At 66.3% G+C, this 26,987-nt stretch carries 29 protein-coding genes; 18 read left to right on the top strand and 11 right to left on the bottom strand.

Annotation, left to right across the window (positions count from 1 at the left end; genetic code table 11):
• Positions 1–7: 7 nt before the first annotated feature.
• The gene (locus VE25_RS14585) at positions 8–940 is read right to left on the bottom strand and encodes an ABC transporter permease (protein ID WP_046109372.1); all 933 of its coding nucleotides are present in this window, start codon (positions 938–940) and stop codon (positions 8–10) included.
• Positions 933–2,207: a quaternary amine ABC transporter ATP-binding protein gene (locus VE25_RS14580; RefSeq protein WP_046109371.1), complete on the bottom strand. Its 1,275-nt coding sequence runs from the start codon at positions 2,205–2,207 to the stop codon at positions 933–935. Before VE25_RS14580 ends, VE25_RS14585 begins: the two co-directional genes overlap by 8 nt.
• A 393-nt stretch (positions 2,208–2,600) precedes the next feature.
• Here VE25_RS14580 and chrA point away from each other — a divergent pair, with 393 nt between their 5' ends.
• The 6 genes from chrA (at position 2,601) to VE25_RS14550 (ending at position 10,456) form a co-directional block, all read left to right on the top strand.
• Positions 2,601–3,968 (top strand): chromate efflux transporter, encoded by a 1,368-nt coding sequence (chrA, locus tag VE25_RS14575; protein WP_046109370.1) that lies wholly within the window; start codon positions 2,601–2,603, stop codon positions 3,966–3,968.
• A 217-nt stretch (positions 3,969–4,185) separates the two neighbouring features.
• Positions 4,186–5,706 (top strand): putative bifunctional diguanylate cyclase/phosphodiesterase, encoded by a 1,521-nt coding sequence (locus tag VE25_RS14570; protein ID WP_052731987.1) that lies wholly within the window; start codon positions 4,186–4,188, stop codon positions 5,704–5,706.
• A gap of 96 nt (positions 5,707–5,802) precedes the next feature.
• Complete coding sequence (locus VE25_RS14565; protein ID WP_244466942.1) at positions 5,803–6,213, top strand: protein tyrosine phosphatase family protein; 411 nt, start codon at positions 5,803–5,805, stop codon at positions 6,211–6,213.
• Positions 6,214–6,296: 83 nt separating this feature from the next.
• A complete protein-coding gene (gene pyc / locus VE25_RS14560) occupies positions 6,297–9,737 on the top strand; it encodes a pyruvate carboxylase (RefSeq protein ID WP_046109368.1) in 3,441 nt (1,146 codons plus the stop codon).
• 138 nt (positions 9,738–9,875) lie between these two features.
• Positions 9,876–10,076, top strand: a complete 201-nt coding sequence (locus VE25_RS14555; RefSeq protein ID WP_244466938.1) for a type II toxin-antitoxin system HigB family toxin — start codon at positions 9,876–9,878, stop codon at positions 10,074–10,076.
• Between the two features lie 8 nt (positions 10,077–10,084).
• Positions 10,085–10,456: a helix-turn-helix domain-containing protein gene (locus VE25_RS14550; RefSeq protein ID WP_046109367.1), complete on the top strand. Its 372-nt coding sequence runs from the start codon at positions 10,085–10,087 to the stop codon at positions 10,454–10,456.
• A gap of 41 nt (positions 10,457–10,497) precedes the next feature.
• On the opposite strand, the gene VE25_RS14545 is transcribed toward VE25_RS14550, so the two are convergent.
• Complete coding sequence (locus VE25_RS14545; protein ID WP_046109366.1) at positions 10,498–10,800, bottom strand: YkvA family protein; 303 nt, start codon at positions 10,798–10,800, stop codon at positions 10,498–10,500.
• 233 nt (positions 10,801–11,033) lie between these two features.
• A complete protein-coding gene (locus VE25_RS14540; protein WP_046109365.1) occupies positions 11,034–12,005 on the bottom strand; it encodes an arabinan endo-1,5-alpha-L-arabinosidase in 972 nt (323 codons plus the stop codon).
• Between the two features lie 84 nt (positions 12,006–12,089).
• Between VE25_RS14540 and ispG the strand changes: the two genes are divergently transcribed.
• From ispG to VE25_RS14525, 3 genes are read left to right on the top strand one after another with little or no spacing between them, the layout of a single operon-like run.
• On the top strand, positions 12,090–13,328 hold the full coding sequence (ispG, locus tag VE25_RS14535; RefSeq protein ID WP_046109364.1) for a flavodoxin-dependent (E)-4-hydroxy-3-methylbut-2-enyl-diphosphate synthase: 1,239 nt from the start codon (positions 12,090–12,092) through the stop codon (positions 13,326–13,328).
• Positions 13,325–13,795 carry an HIT family protein gene (locus VE25_RS14530; RefSeq protein WP_046109363.1) on the top strand — a complete coding sequence of 157 codons (471 nt, stop codon included), beginning with the start codon at positions 13,325–13,327 and terminating at the stop codon, positions 13,793–13,795. Before ispG ends, VE25_RS14530 begins: the two co-directional genes overlap by 4 nt.
• On the top strand, positions 13,792–14,226 hold the full coding sequence (locus VE25_RS14525; RefSeq protein WP_046109362.1) for a GNAT family N-acetyltransferase: 435 nt from the start codon (positions 13,792–13,794) through the stop codon (positions 14,224–14,226). Before VE25_RS14530 ends, VE25_RS14525 begins: the two co-directional genes overlap by 4 nt.
• Before the next feature lie 134 nt (positions 14,227–14,360).
• Here the strand turns inward: VE25_RS14525 and VE25_RS14520 are convergent, their stop codons facing one another.
• Positions 14,361–14,837 carry a YbaK/EbsC family protein gene (locus VE25_RS14520; RefSeq protein WP_046109464.1) on the bottom strand — a complete coding sequence of 159 codons (477 nt, stop codon included), beginning with the start codon at positions 14,835–14,837 and terminating at the stop codon, positions 14,361–14,363.
• 73 nt (positions 14,838–14,910) lie between these two features.
• Complete coding sequence (locus VE25_RS14515) at positions 14,911–15,822, bottom strand: polyprenyl synthetase family protein (protein ID WP_046109361.1); 912 nt, start codon at positions 15,820–15,822, stop codon at positions 14,911–14,913.
• A gap of 75 nt (positions 15,823–15,897) precedes the next feature.
• Here VE25_RS14515 and VE25_RS14510 point away from each other — a divergent pair, with 75 nt between their 5' ends.
• Complete coding sequence (locus tag VE25_RS14510; protein WP_201776096.1) at positions 15,898–16,614, top strand: transglycosylase domain-containing protein; 717 nt, start codon at positions 15,898–15,900, stop codon at positions 16,612–16,614.
• A gap of 141 nt (positions 16,615–16,755) precedes the next feature.
• Here the strand turns inward: VE25_RS14510 and VE25_RS22405 are convergent, their stop codons facing one another.
• Together VE25_RS22405 and VE25_RS14500 are read right to left on the bottom strand one after the other, a co-directional pair.
• A complete protein-coding gene (locus VE25_RS22405) occupies positions 16,756–17,037 on the bottom strand; it encodes a BrnA antitoxin family protein (protein ID WP_046109360.1) in 282 nt (93 codons plus the stop codon).
• On the bottom strand, positions 17,018–17,287 hold the full coding sequence (locus VE25_RS14500) for a BrnT family toxin (RefSeq protein WP_046109359.1): 270 nt from the start codon (positions 17,285–17,287) through the stop codon (positions 17,018–17,020). The genes VE25_RS22405 and VE25_RS14500 overlap by 20 nt, the downstream gene beginning before the upstream one ends.
• A 201-nt stretch (positions 17,288–17,488) precedes the next feature.
• On the opposite strand from VE25_RS14500, the gene rpmF reads away from it, so the two are divergent.
• The gene (gene rpmF, locus VE25_RS14495) at positions 17,489–17,671 is read left to right on the top strand and encodes a 50S ribosomal protein L32 (protein WP_046109358.1); all 183 of its coding nucleotides are present in this window, start codon (positions 17,489–17,491) and stop codon (positions 17,669–17,671) included.
• 143 nt (positions 17,672–17,814) lie between these two features.
• On the top strand, positions 17,815–19,215 hold the full coding sequence (fumC, locus tag VE25_RS14490) for a class II fumarate hydratase (protein ID WP_046109357.1): 1,401 nt from the start codon (positions 17,815–17,817) through the stop codon (positions 19,213–19,215).
• Positions 19,216–19,410: 195 nt separating this feature from the next.
• On the opposite strand, the gene VE25_RS14485 is transcribed toward fumC, so the two are convergent.
• Both VE25_RS14485 and gloB read right to left on the bottom strand, forming a co-directional pair.
• On the bottom strand, positions 19,411–19,677 hold the full coding sequence (locus VE25_RS14485; protein ID WP_046109356.1) for a hypothetical protein: 267 nt from the start codon (positions 19,675–19,677) through the stop codon (positions 19,411–19,413).
• A 191-nt stretch (positions 19,678–19,868) separates the two neighbouring features.
• Positions 19,869–20,636 (bottom strand): hydroxyacylglutathione hydrolase, encoded by a 768-nt coding sequence (gene gloB, locus VE25_RS14480; protein ID WP_046109355.1) that lies wholly within the window; start codon positions 20,634–20,636, stop codon positions 19,869–19,871.
• Between the two features lie 66 nt (positions 20,637–20,702).
• Here gloB and VE25_RS14475 point away from each other — a divergent pair, with 66 nt between their 5' ends.
• The 3 genes from VE25_RS14475 (at position 20,703) to VE25_RS14465 (ending at position 23,589) form a co-directional block, all read left to right on the top strand.
• Positions 20,703–21,461 carry a class I SAM-dependent methyltransferase gene (locus tag VE25_RS14475; RefSeq protein WP_083988964.1) on the top strand — a complete coding sequence of 253 codons (759 nt, stop codon included), beginning with the start codon at positions 20,703–20,705 and terminating at the stop codon, positions 21,459–21,461.
• Between the two features lie 80 nt (positions 21,462–21,541).
• Complete coding sequence (gene hisC, locus VE25_RS14470; RefSeq protein WP_046109462.1) at positions 21,542–22,618, top strand: histidinol-phosphate transaminase; 1,077 nt, start codon at positions 21,542–21,544, stop codon at positions 22,616–22,618.
• Positions 22,615–23,589: a prephenate/arogenate dehydrogenase family protein gene (locus VE25_RS14465; protein ID WP_046109353.1), complete on the top strand. Its 975-nt coding sequence runs from the start codon at positions 22,615–22,617 to the stop codon at positions 23,587–23,589. The genes hisC and VE25_RS14465 overlap by 4 nt, the downstream gene beginning before the upstream one ends.
• A 6-nt stretch (positions 23,590–23,595) precedes the next feature.
• Here VE25_RS14465 and VE25_RS14460 read toward each other — a convergent pair whose 3' ends face one another.
• On the bottom strand, positions 23,596–24,543 hold the full coding sequence (locus tag VE25_RS14460) for an NAD-dependent epimerase/dehydratase family protein (RefSeq protein WP_052731986.1): 948 nt from the start codon (positions 24,541–24,543) through the stop codon (positions 23,596–23,598).
• Positions 24,544–24,632: 89 nt separating this feature from the next.
• Between VE25_RS14460 and VE25_RS14455 the strand changes: the two genes are divergently transcribed.
• From VE25_RS14455 to VE25_RS14445, 3 genes are all read left to right on the top strand, one after another.
• Positions 24,633–25,529, top strand: a complete 897-nt coding sequence (locus VE25_RS14455) for a LysR family transcriptional regulator (RefSeq protein ID WP_046109352.1) — start codon at positions 24,633–24,635, stop codon at positions 25,527–25,529.
• A 366-nt stretch (positions 25,530–25,895) separates the two neighbouring features.
• Complete coding sequence (locus VE25_RS14450; protein ID WP_046109351.1) at positions 25,896–26,096, top strand: twin transmembrane helix small protein; 201 nt, start codon at positions 25,896–25,898, stop codon at positions 26,094–26,096.
• Between the two features lie 3 nt (positions 26,097–26,099).
• A complete protein-coding gene (locus VE25_RS14445; protein WP_046109350.1) occupies positions 26,100–26,690 on the top strand; it encodes a cob(I)yrinic acid a,c-diamide adenosyltransferase in 591 nt (196 codons plus the stop codon).
• The last annotated feature ends 297 nt before the right edge of the window (positions 26,691–26,987 follow it).

Raw genomic sequence — 26,987 nt, 5'->3', positions numbered from 1 at the left:
GGCAGCGTCAGGCTGCCTTTTCGGTGTCGCCGACGGGGCGGGTGCCCCTGAAGCGGATGAGATTGCCAAGGACCTCGCGCAGGGAAACGGTCCTCGTCTGGTTCTGCTCGCCGAGACCCTGGGTGATGCGGTCGAGGACGATGGCGAGGATGACGATGCCGACGCCCCCGGCCGTCGCGCCGCCGACGTCGAGACGCCCGAGGCCGGTGTTGACGACGAGACCGAGCCCGCCCGCACCGATCAAGGCGGCGATGACCACCATCGAGAGGGCCAGCATCAGCGTCTGGTTGAGGCCGGCCATGATGGTGCGCATGGCGAGCGGAATCTGCAGGTCGACGAGCATCTGCCAGCCGGTCGAGCCGAAGGCCTGCGCCGCCTCGACGAGATCGGAGCGCACGTTGCGGATGCCGAGGTTGGTCAGCCGTACGATCGGGGGCAGGGCGAAGATGATGGTCGCGATGATCCCCGGCGCCATGCCGACACCGAACAGCATGACGATCGGCACCAGGTAAACGAAGGAGGGTATGGTCTGCATGATGTCGAGGATCGGGCGCACGACCTTCCAGGTCGTGTCGCTGCGGGCGGCGAGGATCCCCACGGGTATGCCGATCACCGCGCAGAACAGCACCGAGGTGATGATCATGGCGAGCGTCGTCATGGTCTGCGGCCACAGCCCGATCATGTCGATGAAGGCAAAGCCGACGAGGGTGAAGATCGCCATGCCCCGGCCCGCCCATTTCCACGCGGCGAGCGCGAAGACACCGGTGGTGAGCAGCATCGGGAGCATGTTGAAGAAATCGTCGAGCCAGCCGAGCACGAACGTGATGGGCACCTGCGCCGCACGGAACGCGGGGCGGAAATTGGGCACCAGCCAGCCGCGTACGAAATCGTTGATCCAGTCGTCGAAGGGGATGACCAGGAGGTCGCCGGGGCTAAACATGCGCGCGCTCCTCTTGCTTGTCCTGCTTTGCGGGTTGGGGTGTTTGGGGAGCCGCCGGTGCATCCGGCGTGGCGCCGTTCTCTTCGCCCGAAAGCTGGGCGAACACGGCTTCGGGCTCGACCACGCCCACCAGGCGGTCCTTCCCGTCGGTGACGGCGATCGGCAGCCCGGCGCTCGCGGGACCATAAAGCTCGTTGAGCTGCTGGCCGGCGTCCGCCGTCGGGTAATCGGTGATCATCACCTCTTCGAGCACTGGATCGGGCGCGCCGTTGTCGAGGGTCGCTGCGGCTAGGTCCTGATAGGTCACGACGCCGACGAGCTTGTCCTTCTCGTCCACCACGTGGAGCGCGTTGCGGTTGAGATCTTCCATGGCGCGCATGGCGTCCTCTGCGGTGCTCTCGCCGAGCTTGACCGGCGCCGGATCGTTGCAGACGTCCTCGGCGGTGAACACGCGTCCCCTGTCGATATCGGCGACGAACGCGGCGACGTAGTCGTCGGCCGGTTCGGAGACGATCTCCTGGGCGGTGCCGACCTGCACGAAGCGCCCGTCCTTCATGATGGCGATCCTGTCGCCGAGCAGCAGGGCCTCGTTGAGATCGTGGGTGATGAAGACGATGGTCTTCTTCAGCGTCTTCTGGAGGACGACCAGCTCGTCCTGCATCTCGCGCCGGATCAGCGGGTCGAGAGCCCCGAAGGGTTCGTCCATCAGCAGGATCTGCGGATCGGTCGCCAGGCCCCGGGCGAGGCCGACGCGCTGCTGCATGCCGCCCGAGAGGTCGGAGGGATAGCTGTCGGCCCAGGCGGTGAGCCCGACCTGCTCGAGTGCGGCGAGCGCTCGCCGGCGCCGCTCGGCGGCGGGCACGCCCTTGACCTTGAGGCCATAGGCGGCGTTCTCGGCGATGGTCCTGTGGGGAAAGAGCGCGAAGTGCTGGAAGACCATGGCGATCTTCTCGCGCCGGATACGGCGCAGCGCATCGGGTGCGGCGCTCGCGACGTCATCGGCGTCGATGAGAATGCGCCCCGAGCTCGGCTTGATGAGGCCGTTGAGCATGCGCACCAGCGTCGATTTGCCGGAGCCCGAGAGTCCCATGACGACGAAGATCTGGCCTTCCTCGACGGTAAAACTGGCGTCCTGCACGCCGACCGTCTGGCCGGTCTCATGAAAAATCTCTTCCTTGCTCTGGCCGTTCGCGAGGCGCTCCAACGCCCCGGCGGGATCGTTCCCGAAGATCTTGTAGACGTTCTCGACTGTTAACTTGGCTGCCATTTGTCCTCTTTTTGGGAGGCGCTCCGCCAATAAAGTTCTGGCGAATGCCAATATCATTGTTCGATATCGAGCACAGAAAAGAACAACGCCGAAATCGGTGTCGATCTCGGCCCCGTTCATCTGCAATCATATGAGTGTCGACCGGGACAATAGGTGCCGATGCGGCCTGTTTCAACCGCAAAATTGCCAAAATGTGATTTCGGCAGTTGTCATCCGCGCGATCGAAATATGGCATGATACTGTCGAATCGCCCGGAATTGCTGGGATTATACGCGCCGGCTCCTTGTGGAAAACCTCCTGGTATTGCGAGCGGTCCGTCCGTCTGCCGGGCGGGTGGTTGACTATGACGAGGTGAATCCATCTCCTGCCGCTCCGGCAAAACGGTTCGGCGGTATGGGGATGAAGAACAGTGAAACGGGCGCGCCGCCCCACCCCGGCTTCGGCGAGGCGTTGCGTGTCTGGCTCGCCATCGGCGTGCTGAGCTTTGGCGGCCCGGCCGGGCAGATCGCCCTGATGCACCGCATGCTCGTCGAGGAGAAGCGCTGGATCTCGGAAAGCCGGTTCCTGCACGCGCTCAACTACTGCATGCTGCTGCCGGGGCCCGAGGCGCAGCAGCTTGCGACCTATATCGGCTGGCTGCTGCATGGCTGGCGCGGGGGCGTCGCGGCGGGCGCGCTGTTCGTGCTGCCGGGGCTCGTCGTCATGCTGGCCCTGAGTCTTGCCTATTCACTCTTCCACCAGACCGGCTGGCTCGAGGCGGTGTTCTTCGGATTGAAGGCGGCGGTCCTCGCCATCGTCGTCGACGCGGTCATCCGCGTCGGACGGCGCGCCTTGAAGAACGGGCTGATGGTCGCCATCGCCGCTTTCGCGTTCCTTGCCCTTTTCGTCTTTTCCGTGCCGTTCCCGGTCGTCGTCCTCTCGGCCGGTATCTTCGGCTATTTCGGCACGCGCCTGCGCCCCGACCTTCTCGCGCCGAGCCGGGCGCATGCGGCAGCCGCGCCCGATGCGCCCTCGCTCATCGGCGAGGACTGGCGCGCGCCGACCGAAACGCCGCTGGCGGTGCTGCGCACGGGACTCGTCTGGGCGGCAGTGTGGGCGGCGCCGCTCGTTCTCGTCGTGCCGCTCTTCGGCTGGCAGTCGAGCTTTGCGGCGATCATGGGGTTCTTCTCGCAGATGGCGGTCGTCACCTTCGGGGGCGCCTATGCGGTTCTCGCCTATGTCGCCCAGCAGGCGGTGGAGGCCCATGGCTGGCTTGCGCCCGGCGAGATGCTCGACGGGCTGGCGCTTGCCGAGACGACGCCGGGACCGCTGGTGCTGGTCCTGACCTTCGTCGGGTTCCTCGCCGGTTTCCGCGCGCCCATGGGGCTCGACCCCGTCGCCGGCGGGCTTCTCGGCGGGTTCCTGGCGGCCTGGGTCACGTTCGTTCCGAGCTTCCTCTGGATCTTCCTCGGCGCACCGTTCATGGAGCGGCTGCGGGACAACCGGCCGCTCTCGGGCGCGCTGTCGGCCATCACCGCGGCCGTTGTCGGCGTCATCCTCAACCTCGCCATCTGGTTCGGCCTGCACGTGGTTTTCCGGTCCATCGGCGAACGCTCGGTCGGGCCCATGCGGCTCACATGGCCCGACTGGGCGAGCCTCGATCCGGCAGCCCTCGCCCTCAGCCTTGCGGCCGGCGTCCTGCTCGTCGGCTTCAAGTTCGGCATCGTGCCGGTGCTCGCCCTGACCGGGGCCGCCGGCCTTGCCCTGCAGCTCCTCGGCTAGGTCACGGCAACCGCGTGTTAACCAGCTCCGGACGCGCCTTTGCGCGTGTCAGCAAACTGTCATCGAGGATGGCTATCCTTCGCCGTTTTTATCCTAACCATTTGTAATGTAAAGTTTTTCTGAACGCGATTCAGATCGCCTTCATACTTTGCGGCATAGAGTGGCGGCGGGCGGAGAACCGTCTTGCCTCTTCGGTGCCCAGAACCGGCGGAATGGAATGCGTGGCGACAGAAGTCTTTCCAGCGTCCTCGATGTCTATCGCGGGGTCGCGATCAATGCGGCGGTGCTGATCGGAGCGCTCTTGGTCTTCTGCCTTGCCGCGCTCGTCATCGGCTTCGGGCGCGACCGCTCGATCGATGTCCTCCATGCCATCATGGCCCTGCTCGTGGCGGGCCTGCTCATCACCATCCGCGCCGGCTACGGCGCGCTCCGCCGCCGGGTCGCGCTCGTCGATGCGGCCAAGAACGCGGTGCTGGAGGCGGCCAACAGCGACGCGCTGACCGGCGCCCTAAACCGCTCCTATTTCATCGACCAGCTCGGCCAGCACGTGCACTTCCGCGCCCGCCAGGCCGTCAGCTACCTGCAGGTCGACATGGACAACCTCAAGGTGCTCAACGATACCCATGGCCACGGAGCCGGGGACATCGCGCTGGTGCATCTGGTGCGCACCCTCAAGTCGCTGATGCCCGACGCCATTATCGGCCGGCTCGGTGGCGACGAGTTCGGCGTCGCCATCCTCGGCCACGACAACAAGGCGGCCTTGAAGCGCATCGGCACCGAGCTTCTCGACCGGCTCGACCAGCCGATCCATATCGCGGGCCGGCCGGTGCGGCTCTCGGCCACCATCGGCCTTGCGGTCATGCCGCAGGACGCCAGCGATGTCAGCGATCTCATCTCCAAGGCCGACCTCGCCCTCTATGCCGGCAAGCGCGCCGGGCGGCGCTCGATCGTCGCCTTCGAGCCCGACATGCTCGGCGACGAGCGGCACCGGCGGTTCGTCGAGCGCGAACTGCGCGCCGCGATCCTCCTCAACGAGCTCGCGCTCCACTACCAGCCGATCCTCGCCGCCGACGGAACGACCGTCACCTCCTACGAAGCCCTGGTGCGCTGGCAGCACAAGGTGCGCGGCATGATCTCGCCGGCCGATTTCATCGGCATCGCCGAGCAGAGCGACCTCATCGACAAGCTGGGCGAGTGGGTGCTGCGCCGGGCGCTGGGCGACCTGCCGCAGCTCGGCGCCGTCGGTGTCAACGTCTCGCCGGTGCAGTTGCGCCGCACCGATTTCGTCGAGCGGTTCGCTGCCATCCTTGCCGAACGCGCCGCCGACCCGAAGAAGGTCACGGTCGAGATCACCGAGAGCGTGCCGCTGCTCGCCGGCGACGTGGAGCTCGCCAACCTCGCCCGGCTGCGCGCGCTCGGCGTCCGCGTCGCCATCGACGATTTCGGGGCGGGCCACGCCAGCCTCTACTATCTCAGACGCTTCGCCTTCGACGTCATCAAGATCGACCGCACCTATGTCGCCAATATCGGCGAGAACCGGGTCGACGCCATGATCGTCTCGGCTATCTGCGAGATTGCCCGCTCGCTGCCGGTCGAGGTGGTGGCCGAAGGCGTCGAGACCGAGACGCAGCTGACGCTGCTCAAGGCTGCCGGCTGCACGGGCTTCCAGGGTTACCATCTCGGCCGCCCGCAACCCCTGGCGCGTCTCGCCTCGGCGGTGGCTGCCGCCGCGGCGTGAGCCTTCGCCCAACGTCGCAGTTGCGTCGCAATCGCCCCGGTGGATATAAAGGCGCGCACAATACGGGCCGGTTGAACGGGAGTAGGCGCCTTGGACGTGAAGCGGATCAACGATCATATTAGCGTGTCGGGCCAGATTTCGCCCGAGGACATCGCAACGCTGAAGGCTGAGGGCTTCACCACCATCATCAACAACCGGCCGGACGGTGAGGCGCCCGACCAGCCGGCGGCTGCCGAGGTCGAGGCGGCAGCCAGGGCCGCGGGCCTTGCCTACCATCACATTCCGCTCGGGCGCGATGGCGTCACCGCCGAGATGGTCGAGAAGACCAAGGCGGCGCTCGATGCCAGCGAGGGCCCGGTCTTCGCCTTCTGCCGCTCGGGCACGCGCTCGACCACGCTCTGGGCCCTGTCGCAGGCAGGCGAGATGGAAGCCAGCGAGATCATCGGCCAGGCCGCGCATGCGGGCTATGACATGAGCCATCTGGCCGGGCACCTCAGCCAGAAATAAGCTTTCGCCCGAGCGGCGACGCCGGGCCGGATAAACGAGCCGGGCGCGGTCGCCCTTCCTGCCTCATTGCTCGGGACAGATTCATGCCGATCAAGAAGATTCTCGTCGCCAACCGCAGCGAAATCGCCATCCGGGTGTTTCGTGCCGCCAACGAGCTCGGCCTCAAGACCGTCGCGGTCTTCGCCGAGGAGGACAAGCTGGCGCTCCACCGCTTCAAGGCGGACGAGGCTTATCTCATCGGCAAGGGCAAGGGGCCGGTCGAAGCCTATCTGCAGATCGACGAATATATCCGCATCGCGCGCATCTCGGGGGCGGACGCCATCCATCCGGGCTATGGGCTCCTGTCGGAAAGCCCCGAGTTCGCCGATGCCTGCGAGGATGCCGGCATCATCTTCATCGGGCCGCGCGCGCAGACCATGCGCGACCTCGGCAACAAGGTCGCCGCCCGCAACATGGCGATCAAGGCCGGCGTGCCGGTGGTGCCCGCGACCGATGCCCTGCCCGACGACCTCGATGAAGTGGCGAAGATGGCCGCCGAAATCGGTTACCCTTTGATGCTCAAGGCCTCCTGGGGCGGGGGCGGACGCGGCATGCGCCGCATCATGAACGAGAAGGACCTGCGCTCCGAAGTCTCGGAAGGCAAGCGCGAGGCCAAGGCCGCGTTCGGCAAGGACGAGATGTATCTCGAAAAACTGGTCGAGCGCGCCCGCCACGTTGAGGTGCAATTGATCGGCGACGATCACGGCAACCTCGTCCATCTCTTCGAGCGCGACTGCTCGGTGCAGCGGCGCAACCAGAAGGTCGTCGAGCGCGCGCCGGCGCCCTATATGTCGGAAGAGGTACGCGGCAAGCTCACCGAGGCGGCCGTGCGGCTGGGCAAGGCCGCCAACTACCGCGGCGCCGGCACCGTCGAATTCCTGATGGATGCCGACAGCGACGATTTCTACTTCATCGAGGTCAATCCGCGCATCCAGGTCGAGCATACGGTGACCGAAGAGGTCACCGGCATCGACATCGTCAAGGCGCAGATCCATGCGCTCGACGGCGCCGTCATCGGCACCCCGGAATCGGGCGTGCCGAAGCAGGAAGACATCAAGCTCCACGGCCATGCCATCCAATGCCGGGTGACGACCGAGGATCCGGAAGAGAACTTCATTCCCGACTATGGCCGCATCACCGCCTATCGCGGCGCCACCGGCTTTGGCGTGCGCCTCGACGGCGGCACGGCCTATGCCGGCGCGGTCATCACCCGCTACTACGATCCTCTGCTCGAAAAAGTCACCTGCTGGGCCCCGACCCCCGAGGAAGCCATCGCGCGCATGCACCGGGCGCTCCGCGAGTTCCGCATCCGGGGGGTGTCGACGAACCTGGCTTTCCTCGAGAACGTCATCACCCATCCCGATTTCGTCTCGAACCGCTATACGACGCGCTTCATCGACACGACCCCCGAGCTCTTCGACATCAAGCGGCGCAAGGACCGGGCGACGAAGCTCCTGACCTATGTCGCCGACGTCACCGTCAACGGGCATCCGGAAGTGCGCGACCGGCCCCGCCCGCCGGCTGACGCCGTCGAGCCGGTGGTGCCCGAATATCCCCCGCTCGCCGTAACAGAAGGCAGCCGGCAGGTACTGGAGCGCGAGGGGCCGCAAGGGCTCGCGCGCTGGATGAAGGCGCAGGACCGGGTGCTCATCACCGACACGACGATGCGCGACGCGCACCAGTCGCTGCTCGCCACCCGCATGCGCTCCTTCGACATCACCCGCATCGCGCGCGCCTACAGCCGGGGCCTGCCCAACCTCTTCTCGCTCGAATGCTGGGGCGGGGCGACGTTCGACGTTTCCATGCGCTTCCTCAACGAGGATCCGTGGGAACGGCTGGCGCGGGTGCGCGAGGGCGCGCCCAATATCCTCACGCAAATGCTGCTGCGCGGCTCGAACGGGGTGGGCTACACCAACTATCCCGACAACGTCGTCAGGTTCTTCGTCCGCCAAGCGGCCGCCGGCGGCGTCGACATCTTCCGCATCTTCGACTGCCTCAACTGGGTCGAGAACATGCGCGTCTCGATGGACGCGGTGATCGAGGCCGAGAAGGTCTGCGAGGGCGTCCTCTGCTACACCGGCGACATGCTCGACCCCGACCGGGCCAAGTACGATCTCAAATACTATGTCGGGCTTGCCAGGGAACTTGAGGCTGCCGGTGCGCATGTCCTCGGCATCAAGGACATGGCGGGGCTCTTGAAGCCTGCTGCCGCCAAAAAGCTCATCGAGACCCTGAAGCAGGAAATCGGCCTGCCGATCCACCTCCACACCCACGACACGTCCGGCGCCGCTTCGGCGACGGTGATGGCGGCGGTCGCCGCCGGGGTGGACGCGGTCGACGCGGCCATGGACGCGCTCTCGGGCACCACCAGCCAGCCGACGCTGGGCTCGATCGTCGCCGCGCTCGCCGACACCGACCGCGATCCCGGGCTCGACGCCAAGGCGATCCGCGAGATCTCGTTCTACTGGGAGGCCGTGCGCACCCAGTATCGCGCCTTCGAGAGCGACCTCAAGGGCGGCGCCTCGGAGGTCTACCTCCACGAGATGCCGGGCGGCCAGTTCACCAACCTCAAGGAGCAGGCGCGCTCATTGGGCCTTGAAAGCCGCTGGCACGAGGTGGCGCAGACCTATGCCGACGTCAACCGGATGTTCGGCGACATTGTCAAGGTCACGCCCTCGTCCAAGGTCGTCGGCGACATGGCGCTGGCCATGGTTTCGGCAGGCCTGACCCGCGCCGAAGTCGAGGACCCCAACCGCGACATCGCCTTCCCGGATTCGGTCGTCGGGTTCTTTGCCGGCGACCTCGGCCAGCCGCCGGGCGGCTTCCCCCCGGCGCTGCAGAAGAAGGTCCTCAAGGGCCGCGAGCCGATGACGCAGCGTCCCGGCTCTTACCTCAAGGACGTCGACCTCGAAGCCGAGCGCAAGAAGGTCGCCGACGAGACGGGGCTCGAGATCGACGACTTCCGCCTCGCCTCCTACCTCATGTATCCCAAGGTCTTCACCGATTTCGCCAAAACCCAGGACCACTACGGACCGACCGAGGTCCTGCCGACGCCGGTCTATTTCTACGGCCTTCACGAAGGCGAAGAGCTGCTGGTGGATATTGAGAAGGGCAAGACGCTGGTCCTGCAATATCTCGGGCGCGCCGAGACCAACGAGAAGGGCGAGGTGCGCGTCTTCTTCGACCTCAACGGCCAGCCACGCACCATCACCGTGCCGGATCGCCTGAAAGCCGGCGAGGTCGTCGCGCGCGCCAAGGCGGCGCCAGGCGACGTCAAGCAGGTGGGGGCGCCGATGCCCGGCGTCATCTCGACCCTTGCGGTCAAGCCCGGCCAGGCGGTCGTTGCCGGCGACGTGCTGCTTTCCATCGAAGCCATGAAGATGGAAACCGCCATCCACGCCGAGGTCGACGGCACGGTTGCCGAAGTGCTGGTCAAGCCCGGCGACCAGATCGACGCCAAGGACCTGCTCGTCAGATTCGAGTAGGCTTGTTCCCGTTCTGGGAACATGGTAGGGTGCCGAAATGCGGGCGATCGCCTACGGCAATCTTCGAGATTACTGGCGGCGGCGCCCCAGGGCTCAGCCTGCGCTGGTTCACTGGTATGGCACGGTCAGCGGCGCGCAATGGTATTCGATGCAGGACGTGACAAGAGCTTTTCAAAGGCGAAGGTGCTCAACAGCGAACGTGCCCGCTTTGAGGTCTCTGGCGGCAACTTCAGGCTCATAGCCGCTTTCGACTTCAAGAAGCAGAGGGTGTTTTTGAAGTTCATCGGCACCCATGCCGAGTACGACGCAATCGACGCCAAAACCGTTTCGATGTTCTAGGTGCTGGAATGGAACTGCGCCCTATCGTTACCGAGGAAGACTATCGCGGGGCCCTTCGGGAGATCGATCGCCTCTGGGGAGCTGAGCCTGGGACGCCGGAAGAGGCTCAGCTCGATGCCTGGGTTTCGCTGGTCGAAGCGTATGAGAAAAAGCACCATCCCACGCCCCAGCTCGATCCCGTTGAGACCATTCGGGCCCATATGGAATGGAACGACTATACGCAGGCCGATCTCGCCAGGCTTCTCGGCTCGCGCTCGCGTGCGTCCGAGGTCCTCAACCGCAAGCGCGCGTTGACTCTCGAGATGATCCACAAGCTGCACAGCGAATGGGGCATTCCGGCCGAGCTGCTTGTCCGGCCCTACGATCTCGACGCGGCATAGGCTGCGCTAAACAAGAAGCCCGGCATTGCCGGGCTTCTTGTTTAGATACGCCGCGCGTTGCCGTCGATGGTCGCGCCTCGGCCGGATCGCGCCCGTGCCTTTGCCGGAACCGGCAGGCGCGAGACGATCCAGCTCACCATCAGCGGCACCAGGATCAGGTCGTCCACCCAACCGAAGAGGGGCACGAAGTCCGGCAGGATGTCGAACGGGTTCACCAGGTAGAAGGCGACGAACAGCGTCGCGACCTTGAGGTGAAGCGGTGTCTCCGGCGCAAAGAGGGCCTTCCAGAGCTGGACGACTTCCTTGCGGAAGAGGACGAGGCGGGGAATGAGCATCTTGATCATGACCCATAAATGGCCCCGGTCCGGCGTGGTTCAAGATCGGGGCAATCACAATGCTTCGTCTTCCCTCGCCCATTGGGGGAGGAAGAGGATTTCCGCGTTCATCCGAGGGTGAGCGATACAGGCTCTCGGCTCGAGCACTGGGATCGCGCCCCCTCACCCGGCGCTGAGCGCCGACCTCTCCCCGAAGCGGCGAGGTGAGGCTCAGTGCACGTTGCATGTTCAGTAGTTCCCTTTTACTCCAGCGGCCCAATCACCGGCCAGCCGTCCTCCCATTCGATCGGCGCCAGGTAGAGGTTGGGCGTCCCACCCAGGGCGCGGTTGTAGAAGTGGAAGGCAAGCCACGGCTCGCCGTCGCGCATGAACACTTCCTGCCCGCCCGGCCCGATGTGGTTGCCCGTCGTTGCCACGATCTCGGTGCCGCCGCCTTCGAGCATGGGTTTGCCCTCGCGGTCGAGGTAAGGCCCTTGGATGCCGCCCGCCCGCCCGACCATGATGCGATAGGTGGAGCCGACGCCGCGGCAGCAGGCATCGAACGAGACGAAGAGGTAGAACCTGTCCTCGTGTTCGAGGATGGCCGGCGCTTCGATGGCGCCGCCGTCGCGCGAGGCGATGAAGGTGGCTTGCGCGCCTTCGAGCGGCTTGCCGCCTTTCGGATCGATCTCGACCAGCCTTATGCCCTGCCAATAGGAGCCGTAGGCGAGCCACGCCCTGCCGCCGCTGTCGATGCGGAACGGGTCGATGGCGTTGAAGTCGCCGCCGGGCCGCGAGCGGACGACGAGTCCCTGGTCCTGCCATCCGGCGGTGGGGTCGGCGGCCTGGAGATCGTCATTGGTCATCAGCCCGATGACGCTGTCGTTGCGCCCGAAGGTCGATGCAGAATAGTAGAGATAGTGCCTGCCGGCGTGCTCGGAAACCGAAGGCGCCCAGATGTTCTTGGGCGTGAAGCCCATTTCCTCGATCACCCACTGCGGCATGCCGCCGGGCAGGGCGCCGGTCTCCTGCCAGTCGATACCGTCCGGCGACGACTTGGTGCGGATCTGGCCGCCATCCCCGGCGCCCTCGACGCCGGTGGCGAAGGAGGCAAAGCCATCCTCGAGCACCGCAATGGTCGGGTCGTGGATGGCGACGTTCCCGGTCAGCGGTTGCGCCGATACGGGAGCGAGCCCCATGAGCAGCAGGGCGAGTGCGGCGACTATATGCTGCATGGCGTTTCCTCCCCGTCATCGATCCGCAACATTGCAGGATTAGGCGCTTCCTACTATTTCTGCCGGGTCACGAGGTGAAGCAAGATGGCAGGTCCGGCTGCGCGGCGCAAATCGGTGGGTGTCAATGTGGGCGGCGTCCTCGTCGGCGGCGGCGCGTCCGTCGTCGTGCAGTCGATGACCAATACCGATACCGCCGACATCGATGCGACCGTACGCCAGGTCATGCAGCTTGCCCGCGCCGGCTCAGAGATCGTGCGGATCACCGTCGACCGCGACGAATCCGCCGCCGCCGTGCCGCATATCCGCGATCGCCTTGCCTCCATGGGCTATGATGTGCCGCTGGTCGGTGATTTCCACTACATCGGCCACAAGCTCCTCACCGACCATCCGGCCTGTGCCGAGGCGCTGGCCAAGTATCGGATCAATCCTGGCAATGTCGGCTTCAAGGCCAAGCGCGACCTGCAGTTCGCCACCCTCATCGAGCTCGCCATCCGCTACGACAAGCCCGTGCGCATCGGCGTCAACTGGGGCTCGCTCGACGAGGAGCTCCTGACGCGCCTGATGGACGAGAACGCCGTTTCGCCGAACCCGATGTCGGCCGCCGCTGTCCAGCGCGAGGCCATCATCCAGTCGGCGCTGCTCTCGGCCCAACGCGCCGAGGAGATCGGGCTCGGACGCGACCGCATCATCCTTTCCACCAAGGTGTCCGACGTCCAGCACCTCATCGCCGTCTATCAGGACCTCGCGGCGCGTTGCGACTACGCGCTCCATCTCGGCCTCACAGAAGCCGGCATGGGGAGCAAGGGCATCGTCGCCTCCTCGGCCGCCATGGGCATCCTCTTGCAGCAGGGCATCGGCGACACCATCCGCATCTCGCTGACCCCGGAGCCGGGCGGCGATCGCACCACCGAGGTCAAGGTCGCGCAGGAACTGCTGCAGACCATGGGCTTTCGCCAGTTCCTGCCGGTCGTTGCCGCGTGCCCGGGCTGCGGGCGCACCACCTCGACGACGTTCCAGACGCTCGCCAAGGATATCCAGGACCACCTCAACACTTCGATGCCCGAGTGGCGCGAGCGCTATCCCGGCGTCGAGACGCTCTCAGTCGCCGTCATGGGCTGCATCGTCAACGGCCCGGGTGAGTCGAAGCACGCCAATATCGGCATTTCGCTGCCCGGCACCGGCGAGACCCCGGCCGCCCCCGTCTTCATCGATGGCGAAAAGGTCGCAACGCTGCGCGGTGCGGACGTCGCCGACCAGTTCAAGGCGATGGTCGCCGACTATATCGAAAAGAAGTTCGGCGCCGGCCAGCAGGCGGCCGAGTGAGCGCGCCGGCTGACACCGTCGTCGGCCAGCGGGTTGCCTTGGCCCGCGAGGGCCGCAATCCCTGGCTGGTCGCCCGCGTCAGTAGTGGTTGGGTAGTGATGAGCGACAAGCAGGTCGTTCCCGGACAGCTCATCCTGCTCGCCGATCCGGTTGTGACGACGCTAAACGATCTCGGGCCGCGCGAGCGGATTAGTTTCCTTACGGATATGGTGCTGATCGGCGATGCATTGCTGGCTGTGACCGGCTGCCTCCGGGTCAATTACGACATTCTCGGCAATACCGACCCGGCGCTCCACGCCCATATCGTGCCGCGCTATGTCAGCGAGACCGAGGAGCGCCGCGTCATGCCGATCTGGCTCTACGATTGGTCGACCGCCGAACTGTTTTCCGAGGACATCCATGGCGAGCTTCGTCGCGCTCTGGGCGTCGAGATCGCACGTTTGACACTCGCGCAGGCGGCCGAGTGAGCGCGCCGCGGATCGTCCTCGCCGAGGCCGAGCCTGCGCTCGTCGACGAGCTCGAGCGTGAGCTCCTGGCCGCGATCCGCTCGAGTCAGCCGCAGGCGCTCAATTCTAGTTTCACCCTCTCCATCCGCGACGAAAGCGGCGTGCTGATCGCGGGGCTCGCCGCCTCGACGGCTTATGGTTGGCTGCTGGTGAAGCTCCTCTGGGTCGCGGACAGCCAGCGGGGCAGGGGGCTGGGCCGCGCGCTGATGGCCGAGGGGGAAGCCGAAGGTCTTCGCCGCGGTTGCCATGGAGCCTGGCTCGATACCTCGATGCCGGACGCCGCCGGGTTCTACGAGCGGATGGGCTACGAGGCGTTCGGGAGGCTGGAGAATCGCGAGGGCGATGTGGTGCCGGCGCACCGGCGCTGGTTCATGAGGAAGCGGTTGAAATAGAGGAAGGCCCCCTCACCCGGCGCTTCGCGCCGACCTCTCCCCCAAAGGGAGAGGTGAAGAAGGGCACCGTGCCACACCTCTCCCTTTGGGGGAGAGGTCGACCCTTGCGCAGCAAGGGGCGGGTGAGGGGGCCCTCAAGCCACCTCCACCGGCACCAGGCAGGCGTCCGCCCACCTGCCCCCGCACAATTCAACCAGCCGTTCAACCGTTAGGCGCACGGATGAATGCGTCGAACCGGCCGCCGGGATCACCTCGTCGTAGACCTTCAGCGAAACGTCGCAATAGGTCGGCAGGGGTTGGGGCAGGCCGAAGGGGCAGACGCCGCCGACCTTGTGGCTGGTGAGGACCTCGACCTCCTCGGCCCCGAGCATGCGCGGGCGTCCGCCGAAGGCGGATTTGGCTTTCTGGTTGTCGAGGCGGGCGTCGCCGCGGGTGACGAGGAGCAGCACGTCGCCGTTGACGCGGATGCAGAGGGTCTTGGCGATCTGGCCGGGCTCGCACCCATGCACCTCGGCGGCAAGTTGGACCGTGGCGGTCGAAGCTTGCGTCTCGATGACGGAAAGGTCGGGGGCGCGTTGGGCGAGATCGGCGCGGACGGAGGCAAGACTCATCATTAAACCCTGGGCCAGGAGTACGATAACATTTCAATCAAATCGCCGGGTCGGCAGGAGGTCATGGGCACGGCTAGTTCTTCCTCGTTGCAAAATAGCGCGCCGTCGAACGCAGGCCGTCGGCGCGGGGCCCGAACGTGCGCAGCGCCATGACCGCGTCGGCGACCATCGCCTCGAGGGTGCGGCGCGCCTCCTCGAGACCCAACTGGCCGACGAGGGTCTGCTTGCCGCGCCCCTCGTCCTTGCCGGTCGCCTTGCCCATCGCCTCGGAGGTGGCGGTGACGTCGAGGATGTCGTCGGCGAGCTGGAAGGCGCGGCCGGCCGCCTCGGCATAAGCGGTCATGGCGGAGAGGGCGCGCGGGTCGGCCTGTCCGAGGATCGCGCCCATCCGCACGCTCGCGCGGATGAGGGCGCCGGTTTTCATGGCCTGCATCGTCTCGATGTCGCCGTTGGAAAAGCCGCCCTTTTCCCCCTCGATGTCGCGCATCTGCCCGCCGACCATCCCGCCCGCGCCGCTGCCGGCGGCCAGCTCGGCAACGAGCGCGATGCGCACGGCCGGGTCCGGGTGGCAGCTCTCCTCGGCGAGGATGGCGAAGGCGTGGGTGAGGAGCGCGTCGCCGGCAAGGATGGCGGTCGCCTCGTCGAAGGCGACATGCACGGTCGGCTGGCCGCGGCGCAGGTCGTCGTCGTCCATGGCGGGCAGGTCGTCATGGATCAGCGAATAGCAGTGCACTGCCTCGACGGCGAGGCCGGCCTGCAGCGAAGCCTCGGGCGAAACGCCGAAGACCTGCGCGGCCTGGCGCACCAGCAGGGGGCGCAGGCGCTTGCCGCCGTTGAGGCTGCCGTGGCGCATGGCCGCGACCACCCGCTCGGCCGCCGGGCCAGGACCCGAGAGGCGCGCGCGGTCGAGATAGCGGTCGAGCGCCGCCTCGACGGAGCGGGCGCAGTCGGCAACCTCGTTGGCAAAGTCATAGGGCTTCAGCATCGTGTGTTGAGAGCTAACCAATCGGCGCGATTGGGGCAAGACAAGGCATTGAGCTTATGGCATCAAAGCCCGCCCATGCCAAAGCGCACGCACAACCGTCCCCTGCGCCGCCTCCTGCGATGGATCGCGGGGGCGCTCGCCGTGCTGGTGGCCATCCCGCTGATCCTGACGCCCGTCTACATCCTCGTCGATCCGGTCTCGGTGCCGATGCTCGTGCGCTATCTCACCGGCCAGCGGGTCGAGCGCGAGTGGCGCGACATCGCCGATATCTCGGACCGTCTCAAGGCTTCCGTGGTGATGAGCGAGGACGGACAGTTCTGCCGCCACTGGGGCATCGACCTCGGAGCGCTGCGCACGGAGGTCGAGGACCTTTTCGCCGGCCGCCCAACGCGCGGCGCCTCGACCATCACCATGCAGGTGGCGCGCAACCTCTTCCTTTGGAACGACCGCTCCTTCATCCGCAAGGGGCTGGAGATCCCGCTCGCGGTCTATATCGACCTCATCCTCTCCAAGGAACGGATCATGGAGATCTATTTGAACATCGCCGAGTGGGGACCGGACGGCGAATTCGGCGCCGCCGCGGGAGCGCAGGCGGCGTTCGGCATTGCGCCGCAGAACCTGCCCTGGGACCGTGCGGCATTACTTGTCACGGCGCTGCCCAACCCGCACGTACGGCTGCCGGGCAATCCGGGGCCCAACCAGCGGCGCATCGCCGGCATCGTCGAGGAACGGGCACGCGAATACGGGCAGCGGGCGGCGTGCGTGTCGCCCAGCGGCACGCTGGCGCTTTAGGGAGTGTTAAGATTCAGGTCAGGCCGAGGCGAAAATGGCCGGCTTCGAGAACCGGCGCGCAGCGTACGTTCGGGTACGTGAGCACCGGAAGCGCAGAAGACGGGCATTTGCAGCCCGGCATCACCTGAATCTCAACACACCCTAGTCCTTCTTGCCCGCCGCCTCGGCCAATATCTTGCCCATACGGGTTTGCCAGCCCGGTCCCTGGCTCCTGAAATAATCGAGGACATCGGGATCGAGGCGCATGGTGACGCGCACTTTGGTCTTGTTCTGGCGCGGACGGCCGACGGGTCGGGGCATGGGGATCCCACGCTCGGCGAAGAACTCCCGCGCTGGGCGCAGCCGAGTAATCTCTTCATCGGTCAGGGGCGCGGCCGGATCGTAGTTCGGCGGCGGTTTGGGTTTAGCGTTTCGAGATGCCATAGCGTCTGGCCTCCTTCTCGTGCATTGGACGCAGGCTGATGATGCGCAGGTTCTCACCGCGAGGGGTGTAGACCAGGCAGAACGGACGCTCCCCGATATAGCCGAACGCCCGGAAACGCTCCTCGCCGTAGTCGTACCGGTCGTCCCTCTCGTAGACGGCAGTATCCCATTCGAACTGCCAGACGGACGAGAAACCGATACGATGCTTGGCCCTGTTGCGTGCTTCCTTGTCCTCGTCCCACTCGTACATTCAGCCCGCCCCCACAGACCATAATTTATGTACTGACAGAATTTGGCACGTGCAAGTGGGGCCTTGCAGAGAGGAGCAAGCAACCATTACCCCCTAGCCAAGCGGCTCGTCCTTCTGTATAGAGGCCGCCAATTCCATGACAGACAGGCGTCTGTTGGCCGCCATGCGGCGCGAAACCTTATTGAATTCGGAGTAACGACCATGGCAGTGCCAAAACGCAAGACCTCGCCGATGAAGCGTGGCTTCCGCCGTTCGGCCGATGCGATTGCCGCGCCGGCCTATGTCGAGGACAAGGATTCGGGCGAGCTGCGCCGTCCGCACCACATCGACCTCAAGACCGGCATGTATCGCGGCCGGCAGGTTCTCGAGCCGCGCAAGAGCTAAGGCTCTCCCGCTTGGGCTCGTCCAGTCTTGAAAGGGCCGGTTTCCTCAAGGAAACCGGCCCTTTTCCTTTCCCGATTGGCCTTGTATTTGCGCTCGCGCGGCGCTAGGGCCAAGCGCACAAACCAGCGGAGACAACAGAGCCGATGAGCATGCGGGTTGAATCGGATTCCATGGGCACCATTAACGTGCCGGCCGACAAATATTACGGCGCCCAGACGGCCCGCAGCCTCGCCAATTTCGACATCGGCGGTGAGCGCATGCCCACCGAGATCATCACCGCCTTCGGTATCCTCAAGAAAGCTGCCGCGCTCGCCAACCACAAGCTCGGCCTCATGGACGAGAAGACGCGCGACCTGATTATCGCGGCCGCCGACGAGGTGATCGCCGGCAAGCTCGCCGACCACTTCCCGCTCGTCGTCTGGCAGACGGGCTCGGGCACCCAGTCCAACATGAACGTCAACGAGGTCATCTCCAACCGCGCCATCGAGATGGCCGGCGGCCAGATGGGAAGCAAGAAGCCCATCCATCCCAATGACCACGTCAACATGAGCCAGTCGTCCAACGACACCTATCCGACGGCCATGCACATCGCCGCCGTCGAGGCGCTCGAGGGCTACCTTTTCCCGCGCGTCGAGGTGCTGCGCGCGACCCTCGAGGCCAAGGCCCGCGAGTTCGCCGACGTCGTCAAGATCGGCCGCACGCACCTGCAGGATGCGACCCCGCTGACGCTCGGCCAGGAGATGAGCGGGTGGGTTGCGCAGATCGACCTCGCCGTCAAGGCGATCAAGGCGACGCTCCCGCAGCTGAAGGAACTGGCGCTCGGCGGCACCGCCGTCGGCACGGGGCTCAACGCCCATCCCGACTATGGCGTAACCGTTGCCGGCGAGATCGCCAAATTGACCGGCCATGATTTCGTCACCGCCCCCAACAAGTTCGCCGTGATGGCCGGGCACGATGCGTTCGTCGGCACCTCGGGCGCCTTGAAGCAGCTTGCCGCCGCCCTGATGAAGGTCGCCAACGACGTGCGCTGGCTCGCTTCCGGGCCACGCTCTGGGCTGGGGGAAATCACCATTCCCGAGAACGAGCCGGGCTCCTCGATCATGCCGGGCAAGGTCAACCCCACCCAGTCGGAAGCCATGACGATGGTGGCCGTGCAGGTGATGGGCAATGACGCGGCCATCGGCTTTGCCGCCAGCCAGGGCAATTTCGAGCTCAACGTCTTCAAGCCGGTCATCGCCTACAATTTCCTGCAGTCGGTGCGGCTCCTCGCCGATGCGGCCAAGAGCTTCAACGACCACTGCGCCATCGGCATCGAGCCGGACCGTAAACGCATCGCCGAGCACCTCAACAACTCGCTGATGCTGGTCACCGCCCTCAACCGCAAGATCGGCTACGACAACGCGGCAAAGATTGCCAAGAACGCCCACAAGAAGGGCCTGACCTTGAAGGAATCGGCGATCGAGCTCGGCCTCCTGGCGGGCGAGGAGTTCGATGCGGAAGTGAGGCCCGAGAACATGGTCGGGCCGACGGCGGGCAAGACGTAAGGCGGTAGAGCTCCTGGCCTCTCCCTTGAGGCAGGACTGTCCGGAGGGACTGGGCACCATCTTACGGACCCACCGGCTGCCATCCCGGCGAAAGTCGGGACTCATCTTGAGATGCAGCGCCAGCCGCAAGGTGTGTGAAACGGAGCGGAAGCACACGACTGCTCCCCGGGTGCGTTGCCAGCGCGGCAGGCCGCCTCAGATCACCAGCGTCTTGCGGTAGCCCTTGGGCATGCGGCGCACGGTGATCTTGGCGCCGGTCGAATAGGCGTCGAGCGCGATGTCCACCGGCGCGCGGCGCATTTCCTTCTGCGGCTCGAGGCGGGAGCGGGCGGCGATGAGCTGGCTGAGGAACGCGGCGGCCGGCGAGGAGCGGGCGAGGGACGGGCGAGGCTGGCGCGGTTCGACCGGCACGGGCAGCCGGAATTCCGGCTCGATACGCTCTTCGGATTCTTCGTGCGACATCGCCGCGCCACCTCAGCATCGCGGGCCACGTCCGCCCGTTGGGGGAGGGGCGGGGCCTCGCGACCATAACGTCGTGATCGGCGTCTCGGCTGCAACGGGAATCGGGCGGAAGTGCCCCGGAACCTCTCGGCGTGGTTAACGGCGTGAAATTGCTTTTCTTTTTCGCAAGGCCGGATGAACCAGCCTCGAGATCAGAAACCGTCCTTGGCCTTGCGCAGGGCCGCGAAGACCTCGGCGGGGTCGGCGCCTTCGAGCCCATAGAGGCGGGCGAAAAGGGGGGCGTCGGCGCGCAAGAACGGGTTGGCGGCCTTTTCGATGCCGAGCGTTGCCGGAATGGTGGGCTTGCCGGCCTCGCGCAGGGCCGTCACCTCGGCGGCGCGGGTGAGCAACGCATCGTTCTGCGGGTCGACCGAAAGGGCGAAGCGGGCGTTGGCGGCGGTATATTCGTGCCCGCAATAGACGAGGGTGGCGTCGGGCAGCGCGCGCAGGCGCTTGAGGCCCTCCCACATCGGGCCCGGCTCGCCCTCGAACATGCGCCCGCACCCGAGCGAAAAGAGCGCATCGCCGGTGAACAGGTGCCCGCCGGCGCGCTCGTGGTAGGTGACGTGTCCGAGCGTATGGCCGGGCGTTGCGATCACCTCGAAGCGGCTTTCGCCCAGCTCAACCACGTCGCCGGGATCGATGAGGGTATCGAGCCCCGCGATCTTGCCGGCTTCGGCGCGCGGGCCGGTGACGATCGCGGAAAAGGCGGATTTGAGCTCGGGAATCGCCTCGGTGTGGTCGGCGTGGTGGTGCGTGATGAAAATATCGGTCAGTTTCCAGCCGCGATGGGCGAGGGCCTGCCGGATGGGCGCCGCTTCCGGCGCGTCGATGGCCGCGGTTCGGCCGGTCGCCGTGTCGTGGGCGAGATAGCCGAAATTGTCCTGCCGGGCGGGAAAAACGTCGACGACGAGGGTCATGGGGCGCTCCGTTCGCTTGGGGTTCAAGGCTAGCGGTACGCCCGGCATGGTGACAAGCGCCGACCCATGCGGCAGACTCGCGGCATGGCCATCGACGTTGCCCGCTTAATCGCCTACTACAAATCCCCCTTGGGGCGGATTTCGCGCGCGCTGGTGCGCGAGCAGGTGACGGCGCTCTCCGGACCTGTCAGGGGGCGGCGGGTGCTGGGGCTGGGGTTCGCGACGCCCTATCTGCGCTTCACGCTGGCCGAAGCCGAGCGGGTCCTCGCCTTCATGCCGGCGCGGCAGGGTGCTTCCGCCTGGCCGCGCGAGGGGCCATCGCACACGGTGCTCTGCGATCCGCTCGAAATGCCGCTGACGGACGCGGCGGTCGATCTCGTCCTTGCCGTGCATGCGTTCGAGCACATCTCGGATGCCGAGGAGCTGATGCGCGAGCTCTGGCGGGTGGTGGCGCCGGGCGGGCACCTCGTCCTCGTCGTGCCGCGGCGGCGGGGCATCTGGGCGCAGCGCGACAACACGCCCTTCGGGCAGGGGCACCCGTATTCGGCCGGGCAGCTCGAGAAGCTCCTGCGCGACCACTCGTTCGTGCCGGAGGTGTGGCGGGATGCCCTGTTCCTGCCGCCGTTCGAGACGGGGATCGTGTTGAAATGGACGCGCTTTTTCGAGCGGGCGGGGCGGCTCTTCGGGCCGGCGATGTCCGGGGTCATCTGCGTACGGGCGCGCAAGGAGAATTTTCCCGCCGTGCCGCGCCGCAAGCGCGCCGAGCGCTATGTACGCGTGCCTGGGCTCTCGGCGCAGGCGGCGCGGCAGATGACGGAGCTCTAGGCTCGGTGCGAAGCCGCTTCCCCTTCGCCTCCAACCGCACTATGGTCCGCGCGGTTTTTTCGCCCGAGTTCCAACCTTCCATGCCAAACCGTCCCACGCCCCAACCCGGCATCCTCGACATCGCCGCCTATGTGCCCGGCAAGTCCGGCGCGTCGGGCAGCAAGGCGATCAAGCTTTCGGCAAACGAAAGCCCGCTGGGCGCGAGTCCCAAGGCCATCGAGGCGTTCCGCCAGGCCGCCGAGCATCTCGAGATCTATCCGGAAGGCTCGTCGCGGGTGCTGCGAACCGCGCTCGGCGAGGTCCATGGCATCGACCCGGACCTGATCGTCGCGAGCAACGGGTCGGGCGACCTGCTGCACCTCATCGCACAGTGCTATCTGGGACAGGGCGACGAGGCGGTGATGAACCGCTACGGGTTCTCGCTCTATCCGATCGTCACCACGGCGGCAGGCGCGCGCATCGTGCTGGTGGACGAGACGGATTTCACCGCCGATGTCGATGCGCTGCTGGCGGCGGTGAGCGAGCGGACGCGGATCGTCTGGCTTGCCAATCCCAACAACCCGACCGGCACCTATCTCAGCGACGCGGAAGTGCGCCGGCTCCATGCCGGACTGCGACCCGATATCCTCCTCGTCATCGACAGCGCCTACGCCGAATACGTGACGGCGGCCGACTATTCGGTGGGGCAGGACCTTGTCGATGCGGCCGAGAATGTTGTGATGGTCAGGACCTTCTCCAAGATGGGGCTGGCGGCGGCGCGGATCGGCTGGATGTACGCGCCCGAGCACGTGGTCGATGCGGTCAACCGCATCCGCGGCCCGTTCAACGTCAACCTGCCGGCGCAGATGGCGGGGGCCGCGGCGGCGCGGGACACGGAATTCACGGCGCGGCTCAAGGCCCACAATGCGCAGTGGCGGGAGTGGCTGACGGGCAGGCTCTCGGGCAACCGGCTGCGCGTCGTGCCGAGCCAGGCCAATTTCGTGCTGGTGCTGTTTCCGAGCGAAACTGAAGCCGATGCGGCGTTCGAGGCGCTGATGGCCAAGGGCCTCATCGTGCGGCAGATCGGCGTCTACGGCATCCCGCAGGGATTGCGCATTTCCATCGGTACGGAAAGCGCCATGCGCGCCGTCGCCGAGGTGTTGAAGGACTTCCAATGACGGTCAAATTCAGGAAGCTCGCCCTTGTCGGCATCGGCCTCATCGGCTCGTCCATCGCGCTCGCGGCGCGCCGGCAGGGCCTCGCCGACGTCATCGCCATCTCGACGCGGCGCAGCGACACGCTCGAGGAAGCGCGCGAACTCAATCTCGGCGATGCCTATACGCTCGATCCGGCCGAGGCGGTGCGGGGTGCGGACCTCGTCATCCTCGCAACGCCCGTTGGCGCCTACGAGGCGGTGATGAAGGCGATCGCCCCGGCGCTGGAGCCGGGCGCGATCCTCTCCGACGTCGGGTCGGTCAAACGGCATGTGGTCAAGGTGGTCGAGCCATTGGTGCCCGAGGGCGTCCACTTCATTCCCGGCCATCCGCTGGCGGGCACCGAGCATTCGGGGCCATCGGCGGGCTTTGCCGAGCTCTTCGCCAACCGCTGGTGCGTCCTCACCCCCGGTCCACAGGTCGACAAGGCCGCGGTCGAAAAGCTTGCCGCCTTCTGGCGGGCGATGGGCTCGAACGTCGAGACGATGGATGCCGATCATCACGACATGGTGCTCGCCATCACCAGCCATGTGCCGCATCTCGTCGCCTACAACATCGTGGGCACCGTCGCCGACCTCGAGCAGGCGACGCAATCGGAAGTCATCAAGTTCTCGGCCTCGGGCTTTCGCGATTTCACCCGTATCGCCGCGTCAGATCCGGTGATGTGGCGCGACGTGTTCCTGACCAACCGCGACGCGGTGCTGGAGATGCTGGGGCGCTTCCTCGAGGACCTGTCCGTGCTGCAGCGGGCGGTGCGGGTCGGCGACGGGCCGGCGCTCGAAGAGCTCTTCACCCGCACCCGGGCCGTGCGCCGCTCGATCATCGATGCCGGCCAGGAAACCGCGGCCCCCGACTTCGGCCGTCCGCACGAGGCGCCGCCGGTGCCGGAGGTCGCAACGTTCGTGCGCGAGCACGGCGGCGGGGACGACGCCTAGGGTAGTTCAGGCCGCCTGCCGGCTTTCGGTGAAGAACCGCGCGACGGTGCGCCCCATCGCCTCATCGAACGGCGTGCCGAAATCGGGGCCGAGGATGGCTTCGAGCCGCGGATCGGCCAGGCGCATGGGATTGTCCCAGAGGTAGCGCATCTTCACGATTTCCCGCATCAGCGGCATGGCGAGCCCGAGGAGCGACAGCATCGTCCAGGGCGTCGGCACCCGCGTCAGCATTTTCGGCGAGACCGCCTGGATGGCCTCGAACACCTCGCCGGAGGTGACGAAATGGCCCGCGAAGTGGAACGCCTCGTAGCCGGCAAGCTCCTCGCGCCGTTCGGCGACCGCGACAAACGCACGGCCGAGATCGGGCAGGTAAGCCCAACTGTGTGGGACCTCGTGGGCGGCAAGCGCCACGCGGCCCTTGGCGGCTTCGCGCAGGATCAGCAGGTCGAGGTAATCGTTGTGCGAACCCGGCCCGAAGAAATCGCCGGCCCGCACCACGATGGTCTGGAAAGCCCCACGCGCGGCGGCGGCCTTGAGCATCGCCTCCATGCGCAAGCGGATCTCGCCGCGCGGCCGCTCGGGGCGTTCGGGCGTGTCGGGCGTCAGCAGCGTCTCGCTCGCGGCGTAATTGTAGACGTTGCCCGGAAAGAGCATGGTCTTGCCCGAGGCGCCCATCGCCTCGATGACACGGGCGAGCTGGGCTTCGGCGCGGCCGTCGAACCATTTGTCGTAGGGCAGGTTCAGCCCGTTGAACACCACGTCGGCGTCGGCGATCGCGGCTTTCAGCGCGGCGACGTCGTCGGCATCGCCCGCAACGAACTCGACGCCCGCGACCGGCTGCCGGTTGCTGCGGCCGAAGCCCGTGACCTGCCAGCCGGCCGCTGCGAACGCCTCGGCCGCCGCGTGGCCGACATGGCCGTTGATGCCGAGGATGACGATCTTGCCCTTTGCCATTTTCATGTTTCCCTGCGGTTGACACATAAGAGATGCAGCATTCATGATTGTTTTGACATTGGTCATCTCTGCACATCTGAGATACAATAATGAATAGCGAACCCGATTGGTGGCTCTGGCGCACCTTTGCCGGCGTGGTCGAGGAGGGCTCGCTTTCTGCCGCCGCGCGCAAGCTCGGCCTCTCGCAACCGACCGCCGGCCGGCACATCGAGGCGCTGGAGGCAAGCCTTGGCGTATTGCTCTTCGAGCGCACGCTCTCCGGCCTCAAGCCCAACGAGACGGCGCTGAGGCTCTTCGAGCCGGTGGCGTCGGCGCGCCGGGCGCTCGCGGAAGCCGCCATCCGCGCCGAGGGAGCGCAGCCCGATCCCGGCGGCACGGTGCGCATCACCGCCTCGACCATGGTTGCGAACTATGTGCTGCCCGGATTGCTGCGGCCGATCCGCGATCGCTACCCGGCAATCGCCCTGGAGATCGTGCCGACCGATTCGGCCGAGAACCTCTTGCTGCGCGAAGCCGATATCGCCATCCGCATGTTCCGGCCGACACAGCTCGAGCTGGTGACGAGAAAGCTCGGCGAGATCCCCATCGTTTGCTGCGCCCACGAGAGCTATCTCGATCGGCGCGGCACGCCGCAGACGGTCGACGAGCTCACCACCCACGACCTCATCGGCCTCGACCGTTCCGACCTCATCATCCGCGCCGCGCACGAGATGGGCTGGGACCTCAAGCGCGACCATTTCCGCCTGCGCTCGGACAGCCAGACGCAGCTCTGGGAACTGATCCGCGCCGGCCTCGGCATCGGCTTCGGCCAGATGCCGCTGGTCGGCAGGACGCCGGGCCTGCGCACGCTCCTGCCGCAGCTGCGCATACCGCCGCTCGAGGTTTGGCTGACGAGCCACCGCGAACTGATGACCAGCCACCGCATCCGCGCCATCTACGATGCGCTGGGGGAGGCGCTGGCGGGATATATCGGGTTAGGCACTTGATCTTCCCTCGCTCCGATGTCACCCCGGCGGAGGCCGGGGCCCATCCCGAGATTTCTCCACAGCCGCCAGGTAGTTTGTCTTGGCTGCGGATTGCCGGGCTCATACACCTTGCGGCGGGTGAAACATCTCAGGATGGGTCCCGGCCTGCGCCGGGATGACATCGTTGGATGACGCACCATCGTGCCCAACCCGGCGCACCACCCTCTTGCGGCGCAGGCGCGCGCGGGGGTAGCGTTAGGCAAGCGCGGCACCGGTCCAACGCTTTGTGACCCAAGAGAATTGCCCTGGGTGCCGGAACGGCCGGGAACGAGCGGCTTGGTCTCCGTCATATCGTCGGGACCAAGGCTCAGGGAGGCAGGTTATTCCATGGAATACGCCATCAACTTCGCCATCGCCATCGCCCTTCTCTTCGTCGTCGGCGTGCTGATCATGGGGCTCTGGAACATGGTCAAGGGTGGGCCCGGCAACACCAGCCAGAAGCTGATGCGGCTGCGCGTCATCGGCCAGGCCGTCGCCATCGTCCTGCTGCTCGGCGCGCTTTTCCTCTTCGGACGACCCCCCGGCTAACCGATGGTCAAGCTCAACAAGATCTACACGAAAACCGGCGACGACGGCACCACCGGGCTCGTGCGCGGGCCGCGCCGGGAAAAATTCGACCTCAGGGTCGAGGCCTACGGCACGGTCGACGAGGCCAATGCCTTCATCGGCAAGGCGCGGCTCTCGACCGGGGGCATGCCGCGCATCGATACGATTCTCGCCCGTGTGCAGAACGATCTCTTCGACGTCGGCTCGGATCTCGCGACGCCGGGCGAGGATCCGGCGGACGGACCCAGGTCGCTGCGCGTCACGCCTCGTCAAACCGAGTGGCTGGAAGAGCAGATCGACGGCGCCAACGAAAAGCTGACGCCGTTGAAGAGCTTCGTGCTGCCCGGCGGCAGCGAGCTTTCCGTCGCCTGCCATGTCGCGCGCACGGTGGTGCGCCGCGCCGAGCGCATCTGTGTCGAGCTGAAGAGCGTCGAGCCGGACGTCAACAGCCAGGCGATCGTCTACCTCAACCGGCTGTCCGACCTCCTCTTCGTGCTGGCGCGGCTCGCCAATTCCAACGGCGAGGCGGACGTGCTGTGGGTGCCGGGGGACAATACGGGGACGCGGAAGGGGTAGGGGCACAGGCCTGGTGCTGTGCACCATTGTGCCCCTCCACCGACTGTCATCCCGGCGAAAGCCGGGACCCAGTACACGCTGGCCGACCGGCTGGCGCGCCACTCCCGTCCCCCTCACTGGGTCCTTTCCTTCGTAAGCGGGATCTCTGTTTGAGCTTCACGGCGAGAACCGCATCTGCGCCGTTTACTGGGTCCCGGCTTTCGCCGGGGTGACAGTCGGGCGGCGGGGAAGCACTGGTGATCCACGAACCCCCCACCCTCGATCTCTCCCTCCCCCCTTGCGGGGGAGGTTGGGAGG

It is taken from the genome of Devosia geojensis, from assembly GCF_000969415.1.
Lineage (GTDB): Bacteria > Pseudomonadota > Alphaproteobacteria > Rhizobiales > Devosiaceae > Devosia > Devosia geojensis.
Note: the sequence above shows the minus strand (reverse complement) of the source record. Positions and strands in the feature narration are given on the sequence as shown.

Coding starts and splice junctions, on each gene's coding strand:
- VE25_RS14585 (WP_046109372.1), bottom strand. CDS start 940: ATGTTTAGCCCCGGCGACCTCCTGGTCATCCCCTTCGACGACTGGATC.
- VE25_RS14580 (WP_046109371.1), bottom strand. CDS start 2,207: ATGGCAGCCAAGTTAACAGTCGAGAACGTCTACAAGATCTTCGGGAAC.
- chrA (WP_046109370.1), top strand. CDS start 2,601: ATGGGGATGAAGAACAGTGAAACGGGCGCGCCGCCCCACCCCGGCTTC.
- VE25_RS14570 (WP_052731987.1), top strand. CDS start 4,186: ATGCGTGGCGACAGAAGTCTTTCCAGCGTCCTCGATGTCTATCGCGGG.
- pyc (WP_046109368.1), top strand. CDS start 6,297: ATGCCGATCAAGAAGATTCTCGTCGCCAACCGCAGCGAAATCGCCATC.
- VE25_RS14555 (WP_244466938.1), top strand. CDS start 9,876: ATGGTATTCGATGCAGGACGTGACAAGAGCTTTTCAAAGGCGAAGGTG.
- VE25_RS14550 (WP_046109367.1), top strand. CDS start 10,085: ATGGAACTGCGCCCTATCGTTACCGAGGAAGACTATCGCGGGGCCCTT.
- VE25_RS14545 (WP_046109366.1), bottom strand. CDS start 10,800: ATGATCAAGATGCTCATTCCCCGCCTCGTCCTCTTCCGCAAGGAAGTC.
- VE25_RS14540 (WP_046109365.1), bottom strand. CDS start 12,005: ATGCAGCATATAGTCGCCGCACTCGCCCTGCTGCTCATGGGGCTCGCT.
- ispG (WP_046109364.1), top strand. CDS start 12,090: ATGGCAGGTCCGGCTGCGCGGCGCAAATCGGTGGGTGTCAATGTGGGC.
- VE25_RS14520 (WP_046109464.1), bottom strand. CDS start 14,837: ATGAGTCTTGCCTCCGTCCGCGCCGATCTCGCCCAACGCGCCCCCGAC.
- VE25_RS14515 (WP_046109361.1), bottom strand. CDS start 15,822: ATGCTGAAGCCCTATGACTTTGCCAACGAGGTTGCCGACTGCGCCCGC.
- VE25_RS14510 (WP_201776096.1), top strand. CDS start 15,898: ATGCCAAAGCGCACGCACAACCGTCCCCTGCGCCGCCTCCTGCGATGG.
- VE25_RS22405 (WP_046109360.1), bottom strand. CDS start 17,037: ATGGCATCTCGAAACGCTAAACCCAAACCGCCGCCGAACTACGATCCG.
- VE25_RS14500 (WP_046109359.1), bottom strand. CDS start 17,287: ATGTACGAGTGGGACGAGGACAAGGAAGCACGCAACAGGGCCAAGCAT.
- rpmF (WP_046109358.1), top strand. CDS start 17,489: ATGGCAGTGCCAAAACGCAAGACCTCGCCGATGAAGCGTGGCTTCCGC.
- fumC (WP_046109357.1), top strand. CDS start 17,815: ATGAGCATGCGGGTTGAATCGGATTCCATGGGCACCATTAACGTGCCG.
- VE25_RS14485 (WP_046109356.1), bottom strand. CDS start 19,677: ATGTCGCACGAAGAATCCGAAGAGCGTATCGAGCCGGAATTCCGGCTG.
- gloB (WP_046109355.1), bottom strand. CDS start 20,636: ATGACCCTCGTCGTCGACGTTTTTCCCGCCCGGCAGGACAATTTCGGC.
- VE25_RS14475 (WP_083988964.1), top strand. CDS start 20,703: ATGCGGCAGACTCGCGGCATGGCCATCGACGTTGCCCGCTTAATCGCC.
- hisC (WP_046109462.1), top strand. CDS start 21,542: ATGCCAAACCGTCCCACGCCCCAACCCGGCATCCTCGACATCGCCGCC.
- VE25_RS14465 (WP_046109353.1), top strand. CDS start 22,615: ATGACGGTCAAATTCAGGAAGCTCGCCCTTGTCGGCATCGGCCTCATC.
- VE25_RS14460 (WP_052731986.1), bottom strand. CDS start 24,543: ATGGCAAAGGGCAAGATCGTCATCCTCGGCATCAACGGCCATGTCGGC.
- VE25_RS14455 (WP_046109352.1), top strand. CDS start 24,633: ATGAATAGCGAACCCGATTGGTGGCTCTGGCGCACCTTTGCCGGCGTG.
- VE25_RS14450 (WP_046109351.1), top strand. CDS start 25,896: ATGGAATACGCCATCAACTTCGCCATCGCCATCGCCCTTCTCTTCGTC.
- VE25_RS14445 (WP_046109350.1), top strand. CDS start 26,100: ATGGTCAAGCTCAACAAGATCTACACGAAAACCGGCGACGACGGCACC.